9 protein-coding genes are annotated in these 14,185 nt (G+C 32.0%); 7 read left to right on the forward strand and 2 right to left on the reverse strand.

The window, feature by feature from the left end:
* Positions 1 to 40: 40 nt before the first annotated feature.
* Entirely contained in the window at positions 41 to 2,209 is a 2,169-nt protein-coding gene (locus E0F76_RS18740) for a TonB-dependent receptor (RefSeq protein WP_132009916.1), read from the forward strand.
* 496 nt (positions 2,210 to 2,705) lie between these two features.
* Here E0F76_RS18740 and E0F76_RS18745 read toward each other — a convergent pair whose 3' ends face one another.
* Positions 2,706 to 3,302 (reverse strand): DUF2238 domain-containing protein, encoded by a 597-nt coding sequence (locus E0F76_RS18745; protein WP_132009919.1) that lies wholly within the window; start codon positions 3,300 to 3,302, stop codon positions 2,706 to 2,708.
* 161 nt (positions 3,303 to 3,463) lie between these two features.
* Between E0F76_RS18745 and E0F76_RS18750 the strand changes: the two genes are divergently transcribed.
* From E0F76_RS18750 to E0F76_RS18770, 5 genes are all read left to right on the forward strand, one after another.
* Positions 3,464 to 4,414 (forward strand): ABC transporter ATP-binding protein, encoded by a 951-nt coding sequence (locus E0F76_RS18750; protein WP_132009922.1) that lies wholly within the window; start codon positions 3,464 to 3,466, stop codon positions 4,412 to 4,414.
* A 134-nt stretch (positions 4,415 to 4,548) separates the two neighbouring features.
* Positions 4,549 to 4,944: a hypothetical protein gene (locus E0F76_RS18755; protein WP_132009925.1), complete on the forward strand. Its 396-nt coding sequence runs from the start codon at positions 4,549 to 4,551 to the stop codon at positions 4,942 to 4,944.
* Positions 4,945 to 5,204: 260 nt separating this feature from the next.
* Positions 5,205 to 6,287 carry an efflux RND transporter periplasmic adaptor subunit gene (locus E0F76_RS18760; RefSeq protein ID WP_132009928.1) on the forward strand — a complete coding sequence of 361 codons (1,083 nt, stop codon included), beginning with the start codon at positions 5,205 to 5,207 and terminating at the stop codon, positions 6,285 to 6,287.
* A 24-nt stretch (positions 6,288 to 6,311) separates the two neighbouring features.
* Positions 6,312 to 9,479, forward strand: a complete 3,168-nt coding sequence (locus E0F76_RS18765) for an efflux RND transporter permease subunit (RefSeq protein ID WP_132009931.1) — start codon at positions 6,312 to 6,314, stop codon at positions 9,477 to 9,479.
* On the forward strand, positions 9,472 to 10,905 hold the full coding sequence (locus E0F76_RS18770; RefSeq protein ID WP_132009934.1) for a TolC family protein: 1,434 nt from the start codon (positions 9,472 to 9,474) through the stop codon (positions 10,903 to 10,905). The genes E0F76_RS18765 and E0F76_RS18770 overlap by 8 nt, the downstream gene beginning before the upstream one ends.
* Positions 10,906 to 11,092: 187 nt before the next feature.
* Here the strand turns inward: E0F76_RS18770 and E0F76_RS18775 are convergent, their stop codons facing one another.
* The gene (locus tag E0F76_RS18775; RefSeq protein WP_132009937.1) at positions 11,093 to 12,181 is read right to left on the reverse strand and encodes a M42 family metallopeptidase; all 1,089 of its coding nucleotides are present in this window, start codon (positions 12,179 to 12,181) and stop codon (positions 11,093 to 11,095) included.
* A gap of 84 nt (positions 12,182 to 12,265) precedes the next feature.
* Here E0F76_RS18775 and E0F76_RS18780 point away from each other — a divergent pair, with 84 nt between their 5' ends.
* Positions 12,266 to 12,943 (forward strand): DUF4294 domain-containing protein, encoded by a 678-nt coding sequence (locus E0F76_RS18780; RefSeq protein ID WP_132009940.1) that lies wholly within the window; start codon positions 12,266 to 12,268, stop codon positions 12,941 to 12,943.
* Positions 12,944 to 14,185: the final 1,242 nt, after the last annotated feature.

A 14,185-nucleotide genomic window follows, 5' to 3' on the forward strand; every position in this document is an offset into this window, starting at 1 on the left:
TTTGTGTATTTTTTTTAAACCTGAATAACAGAAATATAGAATGAAAAAAATAATAGCAATTATAATTTTAACTATGTCAAGTTACTCGATACGAGCACAAAATACAGTAACATTTATTATAAAAGACAAAGAAGAGAATGATATCTTATTTGGTGCAAATTGTATTTTAAAAAACACTACTACTGGAACAAGTTCTGACGAAAATGGAATTTGTCAATTTAATGATATTCCAAATGGAGAACAAACATTTGAATTTTCCTATATTGGCTTTGAAAGCGTTGAAAAAACTTATACTTTCCCATTAAAAAATAAACAACCAATAGTAATTTATTTAACCGGAAATACCGAATTACAAGCGGTAACCGTTTTTTCCACAAGAACAAGAGACAGAATTAAAGAAATACCAACAAAAATCGAAGTTTTAGGAATTGAAGAAGTGGTTGAAGAAACAGCTATAAATCCAGGAAATATTTCCAAACTTTTGGGTGAAACATCGGGAATTCAAGTCCAACATACATCTGCAATTTCAGGAAATGTAAGTTTTAGAATTCAAGGATTACCAGGGAAATACACACAATTATTAAAAGATGGATTTCCTTCCTATGGCGGATTTTCATCAGGATTAAGTTTATTGCAAATTCCACCACTCGATTTAAAACAAGTTGAAATAATAAAAGGTTCAGCTTCTACATTATATGGTGATGGTGCAATTGCGGGAATTGTAAATTTAATTTCAAAAATACCAAAAGAAAAACCAGAGTTTACGGTAATGATCAATCAAACCCACAAAGGAGGAAATGATGTAAGTACTTATTTTTCTGGTGAAAACGGTAAACTTGGAGCAACATTAATTGCAAGTATTAATACTCAAAAAGCAAAAGACATCAGTAATAACGGATTTTTAGATTTACCTGAATATAATAGAGCCGTAATTGCCCCAAAATTATTTTACACTTTAGATGAAAATAACAAATTTGAAATTGGTTTTAGTAATGTAACAGAAAATAGAATTGGAGGTAATTTAAAAGCGATAAATGATGAGATTGATAGTAACCATCCATTTTTTGAAGAAAATAAAACAAAAAGATTAACTTCTACTATTAGGTATGAAAATACTAAAAAAAAAGGAAATGTATTGACACTAAAAGCGTCTTTTGGAAATTTTGACAGAACCCTAAAAACAAATACCAATATCTTTTCAGGTGTTCAAAAAACAGTATTTTCAGAATTATCATACTATATTGAAAATGATAAGCACAAATTTGTAAGTGGAATTAACTTTAACATAGATGACTTTGATCAAAAACAGCCAAATACTTTCAACCTAAATTACAACTACCAAACATTAGGTGTTTTTTCACAAGATAATTGGAAAATAGCAGATAAACTTTTTTTAGAACCAGGTATTCGTTTAGATTACAATTTTAAAAAGGGATTGTTTTTTCTTCCGAGATTGGCAACAATGTATCATGTAACTGATAATTTTTTCACACGTTTAAGTGGAGGTTTTGGCTACAAATTGCCAACGCCTTTTACAGATGAAGCAGAACGAACAAGATATCAATCAGTAGATTTTTCATCAGGTTTAAAAACAGAAAAATCAATGGGTTTAAATCTTGATTTTAACTTTAAAACTGAATTAGCAGATGAATTATTCTTAACTCTAAATCAAGCATTTTTTATAACAAAAATTGAGAATCCTATTATTGCTAATCAAAGTTTATTAGTCAATCAAATTGTAAAATATGAAACAGCAAACGGTTCAATAGTAAGTAAAGGACTTAATACAAATTTACGTTTATCATTAGACGAATTAATTTTATATGTAGATTACACCTATCTCAATCCTACAAAAACTTACGAACAAAATAAAATATTGGAATATACACCAATAAATAAATTAACTTGTACATTAGCCTATGAGGACGAAGAAGAACATTGGAAAGTTGGTTTAGAAGCATTTTATTTTGGAAATCAATATCGTGAAAATGGCACTATAACACCTAATTATTGGTTGTTAGGAGCATCAGCACAAAAGGGATTTGGGCATTATACCGTAGCAATAAATTTTGAAAATATATTGGATGTTCGTCAAACTCGGTATGAAAATATTGTAAGTGGTTCAATAAACAATCCGAATTTTAATGAATTATATGCACCTTTAGACGGATTTGTTGGAAATATAGTTTTAAAATATGATTTGTACTAAATAAAAACTACACACAATGTATATGAAAAATTGCTGGTAAATGCTTAATTAAAGATGTTTTTGTATTTTTAAAGTTAGTACTAAAACGAAAAATATGCGCTTATTTACACGCAAATTTTCATGTACTGAACCGTTTTTTTAACTGATGGTACTGCTTTAAATAGTATAGACACACAAAATTTAATTTATTTCAATTGTGATTCGATCATTACTGAAGTAAATGAAAGGTTCAATTTAAATATAAAAGAGAAATCTGCCGATGATTTAATTGCCGAAGACAATGCAATTACTGAAAACAATTTTTCTAATGAGACGATGGCTTTAGATTTTAAAGAGATAAATAAAAAAATAACACATACTATTATAAAAAGCAAATCTATTTTAGTACTATGTTAAAATGCCGAATCTGGTGTAAAAATACTTCTTTCGATTTCGTTATCAAAAAAAAAGCAACATTATGGATAAATAATGATGTTTTTTTTATGTCTAAGAAAGCTTACATTTTTTGAATTTGTTGATCCTGAATTTTTGAGAATAGAATCAAACCTACAATTGCTCCAATAGTTGCAAACAGCATATCCGATTGAGTGTCCCAAACATCGCCTTGTGTACCTAAAAAGGCATCGCCACCATCGCCTGTTGCCAATGAAACTCCCCATTCAATCCATTCATAAGCGGCACTTATAGCTAAACAAATGCTGACAATGATGAAATTAAAAAAACTTTTATTGCTTATTACTTTCTTCCTGATAAACAATTCTCTAATTACCATTGCAGGTACCAAACCTTGAGCAAAATGGCCCACTTTATCATAATTATTTCTACTTTGATGAAATGTTTCTTTTATATATTCAAAAAAGGGAACCTCTGCATAGGTATAATGTCCTCCAACGAACAGAATTATGCTATGTATCAGGATTAAAAAATAAGTAAAATTGGTAAACCGAAATTTTTTAAATGTAAAAGCTAAAACCAGAAGTCCAATTATGGCAGGAATTATTTCTAAAAAACAGGTAAATCCTTCTTTTGGGTTTGTGATAGACCAAAGAAGTATTCCTAAATATGTCATTAACATATAATAGATTGTCTTCATTTTAATGCAATTATTTCATTTTGATTTCGTTGCTAATTTATGTTTTTTTAATGAGTATTGGTAGATAGTGATTTTAAAACCATCACTTATACAAAATTTAAAAATAGCCAAGTTTTTAGTAAAGAATAAACAATGTAAATTTGCAGTCTTAAAAATAGGCCATGCTCGAAATTAAAAATATCTCTTTTACTTATATTGAAAATCCAGTAATTGAAAACATCAGTTTTACTATTGAAACAGGACAAAATATAGCCGTAATTGGCGAAAGTGGTTGTGGTAAAAGCACATTGTTAAAACTTATCTACGGTTTATACAATTTAGATAGTGGTGAAATTAATTATTATAATCAAGGAATCTTTGGACCAAAATACAATTTGATTCCTGGGGAAGATTATATCAAGTACTTAGCTCAAGATTTCGATTTAATGCCCTATATTACTGTTGCGGAAAATGTAGGTAAGTTTTTGTCTAATATCTATATGGAAGAAAAAAACGCCAGAGTCCAGGAACTTTTGGCAATGGTCGAAATGACGGAATTTGCAAATGTAAAAGCAAAATACCTAAGTGGCGGTCAACAACAAAGAGTAGCATTGGCGAGAGTCTTGGCATTAGAACCCGAAATTCTTTTGTTGGATGAACCATTTAGTCAGATTGATTCCTTCAGAAAAAATGCTTTGCGTCGCAATTTGTTCAAGTATTTCAAAGAAAAAGGAATTACTTGTATCATTGCTACGCATGACAGCACAGAAGCGTTGTCCTTTTCAGATGAAACTATAGTATTGCGAAATGGAAAATTAATCGCCAAAGGCACTTCTAAAGACCTTTATGAAAATCCTCCAAATACGTATATTGCTTCGCTTTTTGGGGAAGTAAATGAATTGAAATTATCGAATTTTGTTGATTTGGAAATGGAGGAGGACGAAGTTCTTATTTTATACCCACACCAATTAAAACGCGATGAGGACGGAAAATTGAAAGTAATTGTAAAACAATGTTATTTTAAAGGCAGTCATTATTTAGTAAAAGCCGCCTTTGAACGAAGAGCGCTGTTTTTCGAAAGTAAAAAAGAATTAGAGCTAGATCAGGAAGTTAGTTTAACAGTTAGTTTTTAATACGATGAAATTTTAATTTTTTAAAATAAGTTTAATCTTAATAATATTACTTTTTTTAGGGTATTGATAGATTAGCTTTTTTTTAACACTCACTCTATTTTTTGATTTATTTAATTATTTACATTTGACGGATTATGAAAAGAATAGTTTTTAGTACATTTTTATTAGCATTGCTTCTTATTGGAGGTAAAAAAACGCTTGCAAATGGGCAGAAAATTACTATTGGTTCAGTTACAAATTGGGATTCATTCATAAAAGACCAAGAGAATTTCAATAAATTGAACCCAACTTTTTTATTGATTAAATATACGGATTTCGATTTAGAAGAAGAATTTTCAAGTAACACTAATTATAAAGATTCTAGATCAAACAAATTACTTCCAGTAAAATTCCCACTTATTAAAAAATGGTATTTGTCTTTTGATGATTCAATCGACTATACCAATGATTACAATTTACCATATAATTGTGAACTCAATTTTGGTCCATCTACACCCATATACCTTTTTCATAGCGTATTGAGAATTTGATTTTTATTTTAAATTAGTTGCCAAGGATTAATAATGCTTTTTAATGAAGTAGTATAAGTCTAGTACCTTGTAGGGCACTTTTTGTCATTTCAGGCAACTTATATTATTTGTTATCTCCACAAGGAATCGATGAATTCCCAAAAATCTATTACTTAAATTTCATTTTAAACTCTCAAACGAGCATCTTTTACATTGGTATAAATGCCAATGAAGCTATGCCAAATTCAATTGATTGTTTCATAAACATTAAATAGTTACACATGAAAAAAATTGCTGTGATTACAGGATTATTAGCCACGTTGTTCGTAGTTAGTTGTAATTCTAAAAAGGAAGAAAAAGAAGAAGTTATAAAATATGCTGTAACTAATCCTATGATAATAGACACTTCTTTCACAAAACAATATGTCTCTCAAATTAAATCGGTTCGCAATATTGAAATACGATCCCAAGAAAAAGGTTTTCTTCAAAACATTTATGTCGAGGAAGGGCAAAGTGTTAAAGCAGGACAAATAATGTTTCGTGTTATGTCCAATTTTCAAGAAGCAGATTTATTAAAGACTCAAGCTGAAGTTAAAGCTGCCGAAATTGAATTACAAAACACTAAAATTTTAGCTGATAAGAATATTGTTTCTAAAAACGAATTAGCAATGGCTTTAACGAAACTTCAAGGAGCTAAAGCAGAAGTAACTTCAGCGAAATTGCATTTATCATATACTGTTATTAAGGCTCCATTTTCGGGTACTATTGACCGAATTCCAAAAAAATTAGGAAGTCTTATTGAAGAAGGCGAATTGCTAACTTCTCTTTCTGACAATAGTGGCGTTTATGCCTATTTTAATTTATCAGAACCGGAATATTTAAATTATCAAATGCATGTGAAAGATCGTGCTGACAAAAAAGTAAGCTTGCTTTTAGCCAATAACGAAACGTATAAAGATAAAGGAATCGTAGAACTTGTGGAAGGTGAATTTGATAGCGAAACGGGAAATATTGCATTTAGAGCTCGTTTTCCTAATCCAGATAAGTTATTAAGAAATGGAGAAACGGGTAGTGTAATTATGACTAATCCTATAAAAAACGCTTTGGTAATCCCTCAAAAAACAACTTATGAAATTCAAGATAGAAAATATGTTTTTGTAATAGATAAAAACAATGTTGTGAAAGAAAGAGAAATTAAAATTATTGGAGAAATGCCAGACATCTATATTGTTAAAAGTGGGATTAATGAAAATGATAAAATTTTGCTAGAAGGCGTTCAGAAAGTGAAAGATAATGACAAAATAGAAGTTGATTACCAAAAGCCTGAAGTGGTTTTGAAACATTTGAGTTATAAAGCAAACTAGTCGAAATCAAAAAAAGAAAAGAAAATGTTTAATAAATTTATTGAAAGACCAGTACTGTCGATAGTAATATCGCTTTTAATTGTACTGATAGGTGTTTTGTCTATGACATCTTTGCCTGTTACGCAATTACCCTCTATTTCCCCACCAAAAGTTAATGTTACTGCTGACTATCCAGGAGCAAACAACGAATTATTGATTAAATCGGTTATAATTCCAATAGAAAGAGCTCTTAATGGTGCCCCTGGAATAAAATATATTACCTCGGATGCTGGTAATGATGGAGAGGCATCGATTCAAGTAGTTTTTAAATTAGGAACAGATCCAAATCAAGCTGCTATTAATATTCAAAATAGAGTTTCGACAATTGTAAATAAATTACCTCCACTGGTAATTCGTGAAGGTGTGAAAATCACCCGAGAAGAATCGAATAACTTGATGTATGTTAACGTATATAGTACTGATCCAACAATGGATCAAAAATTCTTATATAATTATACGGATATTAACTTACTTTCTGAAATTAAAAAAGTAGATGGTGTTGGAGATGCTGATATTATTGGAAACCGAGATTATGCTATGCGTATTTGGTTGAAACCCGACAGAATGTTGGCTTATAAAGTCTCTGCTGATGAAGTTATGGAAGCATTATCGCAACAGAGTTTAGAAGCGGCACCAGGTAAAACTGGAGAAAGTTCAGGAAAACGGTCCCAGTCTTTTGAATATGTATTGAAATATCCAGGTCGATTCACTACAACAGAGCAATATGGGAATATAATAATAAAATCAACTCCCGATGGTGCTATACTAAGACTGAAAGATGTTGCCAAACTAGAATTTGGTAGTTCGATGTATGATATTTATTCAAATATGAACGGAAGACCATCGGCAGCTATAACCATAAAACAATCTTACGGTAGTAATGCGAGTCAAGTTATTAAAGATGTTAAAGCAAAATTAGCTGAAATTAAGAAATCCTCTTTTCCAAAAGGAGTTGATTATGAAATTAGTTACGATGCGTCTAAATTTTTGGATGCTTCTATAGAAAAAGTGGTACATACTTTACTTGAGGCTTTTATTTTAGTTGGATTAGTTGTCTTTTTGTTTCTTGGTGATTGGCGTTCTACTCTAATTCCTGCTATTGCTGTGCCTGTGTCGCTTATTGGGACTTTTGTTTTTATGCAATTTTTCGGAATTTCGATAAATCTTGTTACTTTATTTGCATTGGTTTTAGCCATTGGAGTTGTTGTCGATGATGCTATCGTGGTTATTGAGGCGGTACATGCCAAGATGGAAGAGGAACATTTAGCACCTCTCGAAGCTACTAAAGAAGCCATGCATGAAATTAGTGGTGCTATTATAGCCATTACTTTTTTGATGGCAGCCGTTTTTATCCCTGTTGCTTTTATGACAGGTCCAGTAGGAGTTTTCTACAGACAATTTTCAATAACAATGGCATCTGGAATTATTCTTTCGGGTATTGTTGCACTTACATTGACACCAGCTCTTTGTGCGATGATGTTAAAAAACAATCATGGTGTAGCTAAAAAGAAAACCCCAATTAATAATTTTTTAGACGGTTTTAATAATAAATTTAACCGTCTTAACGGAAGATACAATGGTATATTAAGTAAAATTGTAAGTCGAAGAATAGTGACTTTTGGAATTTTGATCGCTTTTTGTATAGGAATCTTTTTCATGAATAATAGCCTTCCATCCGGATTTATTCCAACCGAAGATCAAGGAACAATTTATGCAATTATACAAACACCTCCAGGTTCTACTTTAGAAAGAACAAATGATATCGCTCTTAAATTGCAAAAAGTTGCTGAAAAAATTGAAGGGGTACAATCCGTATCTGCTTTGGCTGGTTTTGAAATCCTTACTGAAGGTACTGGAGCTAATTCAGGTACATGTCTTGTTAATTTAAAAAATTGGTCAGAAAGAAAACATTCTGCAATTGAAATCATGAAAGAATTGGAAGAAAAATCCAAAACAATCACTGGAGCTTCTCTTGAATTTTTTCAACCACCTGCAGTTCCTGGGTATGGGGCAGCTGGAGGATTTGAACTGAGATTGCTTGATATAGCAGGTTCTGGTGATTATAAAAAAATGGAAACTGTAAATAATGATTTTGTTAAGGCATTGAATAAACGCCCAGAATTAACTTCAACTTTTAGTTTCTACAGCGCTAGTTTTCCTCAATTTATGTTACGAATTGACAATGACCTTGCACAACAAAAAGGAGTTACTATAGATAATGCAATGAATACCCTTTCAACTTTGGTGGGTAGTAATTATGAAATTAGTTTCATAAAATACGATAGACAGTACAAGGTAATTGTACAAGCTTCACCAGAATACAGAGCATTGCCAGAAGATGTATTGAAATTGTATGTAAAAAACAATCGAGATGAAATGGTACCATTTTCTGCCTTCATGCACATGGAAAAAGTATATGGACTATCAGAAATTACAAGACATAATATGTTTAACTCTTCTGAAATTAGCGGACAAGCTGCCCCAGGATATAGTAGTGGAGAAGCTATTAAAGCCATTCAAGAAGTGGCTGCAAAAGATTTGCCTAGAGGTTATGGTATCGATTGGGCAGGAATTTCAAAAGATGAAGTAGGTCGTGGTAATGAAGCCATTTTTATTTTTCTAATCTCTTTGTTGTTTGTTTACTTGGTTTTAGCGGCACAATACGAAAGTTTTGTTTTGCCATTTGCTGTAATACTTTCTCTTCCTGCTGGAATTTTTGGATCTTATTTACTGCTTTCTATAGCAGGTTTAGATAATAATATTTACGCTCAAGTTGCCTTTATCATGCTTATAGGTTTATTAGGTAAAAATGCCGTTTTAATTGTGGAGTTTGCCGTTCAAAAACACGAAGCTGGAGCAACAGTATTTGAAGCCGCAATGGAAGGAGCAAAAGTAAGGTTTCGTCCTATTTTAATGACTTCATTCGCTTTTATTGCAGGATTAATTCCTCTAGTGTTTGCAGAAGGTCCAGGGAAAATTGGTAACCGTACAATTGGTACTGCAGCAGCAGGAGGTATGCTTTTAGGAACCGTTTGTGGTGTCTTGATTATTCCAGGATTGTACTATGTTTTTGGTAGTATAGCTGCAAAAATCAAAATGATTAAAGTACAAAATAACAACCCATTAACCGAAGAATTCGATAATCATGTATAATATCAAAATATATAAAAGTTTAATTGCGATGGGTTTTGCGCTTACAATTGTAAGCTGCAAAACACCATCAGCCATAACTGCAACGGAAAGCAAAGCGATTCCTGAAAGTTTTGGCATAAGCAAAGACACAAAAAATACATCAACAAGTACGTGGCAAAACTATTTCAATGATCCAAATTTAACGAGTTTGATTACTATTGCCTTAAAAAATAATCAAGAACTGCAAATTACATTGCAAGAAATTGAAATGGCTAAGAATGATATTCGTGTCAAAAAAGGAGCTTTATTGCCTTCAGTTGGGCTTAGAGCAGGAACTGGAGTAGAAAAAGTAGGGCGTTATACTAGCCAAGGTGCTGGTGATGCAACTACAGAAATTGCACCAGGTAAGGAGTTTCCAGACCCATTGACCGATTTAAATGTTGGTGCTTATGCCAATTGGGAAGTTGATATTTGGAAAAAATTACGCAATTCAAAAAAGGCTGCAGTTACAAGGTACTTGGCTACTATTGAAGGTAAGAATTTTGTAGTTACCAATCTTATTGCTGAAGTTGCCGATTCTTATTATGAGTTAATGTCGTTAGATAGTCAACTGGAAATTGTAAAACAAAACATTCAATTGCAACAAAATGCATTGGAGATTGTAAAAATCCAAAAAGAAGCAGCTAGAGCAACAGAATTGGCAGTGCAGAAATTTCAGGCAGAAGTCTTAGCTTCAAAAAGCATGGAATTTCAAATTAATCAGAAAATTGTAGAAGCAGAAAACACGATTAATTTCTTGCTTGGTCGTTATCCTGAGAAAATAACAAGGAATAGTAGTGATTTTTTAAATCGAACTCCATCTATTATACAATCAGGTATTCCTTCGCAATTATTAACGAATAGACCAGACGTTAAGCAAGCCGAATTGGATTTAACAGCAGCAAAATTGGATGTTAAAGTAGCAAGAGCAGAGTTTTATCCGTCACTTGATATATCGGCCGCTTTTGGTTTGCAGGCTTTCAAGACTTCTTATTTGGTAAAATTCCCAGAATCTTTGTTGTATAACTTAGTAGGGGATATAGCTGCTCCATTAATCAATAGAAATGCTATTAAAGCTGAGTTTGCCAATGCCAATGCGCGACAGTTACAAGCATTGTATAATTATGATCGTACGATTTTGAATGCTTATCTCGAAGTATCTAATCAATTGGCAAATATTGGGAATTTAGAAAAAAGCTATAATCTTAAATCGCAACAAGTAACTGCATTGAACAATTCTATTAACATTGCGAATGATTTATTTAAATCGGCTCGAGCGGATTATTTCGAAGTTTTAATGACCCAACGCGATGCTCTTGATGCTAAATTGGAATTAGTCGAAACCAAAAAAGACCAAATGAATGCTTTTGTTCACACTTATAAAGCACTTGGAGGTGGTTGGAAATAAACCCATCATTTAGAATATTACAGCAAAAAGCCAGACTTTCGAGTCTGGCTTTTTTATTTAAATTTATGCGATATCCTTGAATTTCGATGTTTTAAACTAATTTAAAATTTTAAACATTACCTTACACTATTGGAATTCGTGATTTTTCAAAACAATCGGATTCGTGCAATTCGTGGCTACCTTTTTTTTATTTAAAATAAGAAAACGTTTCGTTGTTTTCTATTTTCAACAGCGTTTCATATATTAATTTTATCACGTTTTCTACATCATCACGATGCACCATTTCTACAGTGGTGTGCATGTATCTTAAAGGTAATGATATTAAAGCCGATGCAACGCCACCATTACTATAAGCAAAAGCATCAGTGTCAGTTCCAGTAACTCGAGAAGAGGCTAAACGTTGAAAAGGAATTTTCTTTTCTTCGGCAGTATCTAAAATCAATTCTCTCAAATTATTTTGAACAGCAGGAGCATAGGTTACAACCGGACCTTTCCCAATTTTTGTTTCTCCTTCAATCTTTTTTTCAATCATTGGAGTTGTTGAATCGTGACAAACATCAGTAACAATAGCTACATTTGGTTTGATAGTTTTGGTAATCATTTCGGCACCTCGAAGGCCAACCTCTTCTTGAACGGAATTCGTAATGTATAAACCAAAGGGTAATTTTACCTTGTTTTCATGAAGCAAACGAGCTACTTCAGCAATCATAAAACCTCCCATACGGTTATCAATAGCACGACACACAAATTTATTTTCGTTCAAAACCATAAATTCATCAGGATAAGTAATCACACAACCCACATGAACACCTAGTGCTTCCACTTCCTCTTTCTTTTCGCAACCTATATCTATGAAAAGATTATCAATTCTAGCAGCTTCTTCTTTAGTGCGATTTCTAGTATGTATAGCTGGCCAACCAAAAACCCCTTTTACGATTCCTTTTTTAGTGTGGATATTAACTCTTTTTGATGGAGCTATTTGGTGATCCGAACCACCATTTCTTATAACATAGATCAAACCATCATCGGTAATATAATTCACATACCACGAAATTTCATCAGCATGACCTTCAATTACCACTTTATAGGGAGCATCCGGATTTATTACACCCACAGCGGTGCCATAAGTATCCGTAATAAAAGTGTCGACATAAGGCTTCAAATAGTCCATCCATAATTTTTGACCAGAACTTTCATAACCAGTAGGCGAGGCGTTATTGAGATATTTCTCTAAAAAGCTAAGGGAAGACTTGTTTAATATTGATTTAGAACTCATAAAATATTTTTTTTGCTAAATTATAAATTTGGCATTACAGTTGTACATATAATGTATAATTTTGTGTCATAAAAATTTCACCCCATGAAGATTGTTCGATTTCTATTTTTTTTCCTTTTGCTTTCGATTTCCATCCAAGCACAAGTTTTAAATAAAGTAACTTTAAAAAAAGAAATTACCGAAACTGAAATCGACTCTGTTTTTAATGACACTATCGCATTAGAAGAAATCGTTATTTCTAAAGTTAAACTCGATACCGAATCATTAAAACAATTTACAATATTAAGAAACAGAGTTTATGTTACTTATCCTTATGCCAAGTTAGCTTCTGAAAGGTTAACAGCATTGAATCGAGGAATGAATAGTCTTAAAACAAATAAAGAGAAAAAGAAATATTTCAAAATCATCGAAGATTACCTTAGCAATGAATTTGAAGAAAGACTTAAAAAATTGTCTCGCAAACAAGGACAAATCTTAGTAAAGCTTATTCACAGGCAAACAGGTACTACAACTTATGATTTAGTGAAAAGTTTAAAAAGCGGTTGGAAAGCATTTTGGTCTAATACAGCAGCAAGAATGTTCGATTTAAATTTAAAAGAGGAATACCAGCCTTATCAAAGTAACGAAGATTACTTAATAGAAACTATATTAGTACGCGCCTTTGAATCAGGAAGATTAATAAATCAACCTCCGGCTAAGCCAGTAAACTATGACGATCTCACCGATTATTGGGTATCCAAAGCATCAAAAGAAAATAAGTAAAAACTATTCGGGCGTTCCCTTTTAGATAGTAAAAACGGCACTATTGTAAGTAAATAGTGCCGTTTTTACTTTCTAAAAGGTCAGGCTATCCGTTACAAGTCCTCGTCCCGAAAAAAAATCGGGACTGTGGGCTTTTCACTTCTATCCTTAACGCGTTCTCGTTCTTTATTCAGAAGTTGTTTCTCTTTAGATATTGGATAGTGAATCTGTACATGTCATTATATAGAATAAACATCAAACGCTTTTCAATTAAAAATAGTATCTCAGCACACCATTTGCCAATATCTGCTCAAATCTGCGTGCCACTTTAAATTCCAACAAAGGTAAGTTGGTTTTATAAATACAGTTCTCCTTATATATAGGTACAGTAAATCTAATCAAACGTACTTATTACTAAAATATAATCTCAATGTTTTTCAAATAAAAACAGATGGACTCTTAAACCATCTACGAAAATCTGCTCAAATCTATGTGTCAGAAGCAGGGGATAGGTCTTTGAAAGCTATTATTCAAAAGAAACCGCTTTTATTTACAGCACGCCTCATCATATATAATCGCTATAAAACCCATTTCCATTCAAAATCCGAAACCCAAATCAAACCTCAAAGTCCATAAAACGTATAGAATTCTAAAAAACTGGAATCATAAATCACAAAACCTCAAAAAATAGCTAATGTAAACAATAGGTTATCAATGTGTTAAAAAATACTTTAAAAATAGTTTGCAAAAGGTCTTGAATAACTAAATAAACCCACTACTTTTGCACCCGCAATGAGCACGAAGTTCTTTAAAATACTGACAAGCATTACAAACGAAAAGGAAGATTTATTTTCTAAATAAAGTTTAAAAAAAGCTTGTGAGATTTAAAARYGAGAGTTACCTTTGCACCCCGCTAAACGAGCAACGTTCCTTGAKAGACTGATAAGAAGATTGATAATAAGATGAAAAAAAATATTTTTCAAAAGATTTTCAAAAAGTCTTGCCAGTTAAAAAAGAATAGTTACTTTTGCAGCCGCTAACCGAAAGAATAGCGTAAGAAATAAAAAAACGAAAGTTCTTAGACATATTGAATTGACAGCCGTTTTAAGAGAGATCTTAGAACAAATATAAGAGAGTAAGAGAGTCGAAAGATTTAAAAAACCACTAGAATTTGAGTCGAATAACAATAGCTTGATTTATCAAGCGTACAATATACGATGAAGAGTTTGATCCTGGCTCAGGATGAACGCTAGCGGCAGGCTT

Origin of the sequence: Flavobacterium cellulosilyticum, assembly GCF_004349355.1 — a bacterium.
Taxonomy (GTDB): Bacteria; Bacteroidota; Bacteroidia; order Flavobacteriales; family Flavobacteriaceae; genus Flavobacterium; species Flavobacterium cellulosilyticum.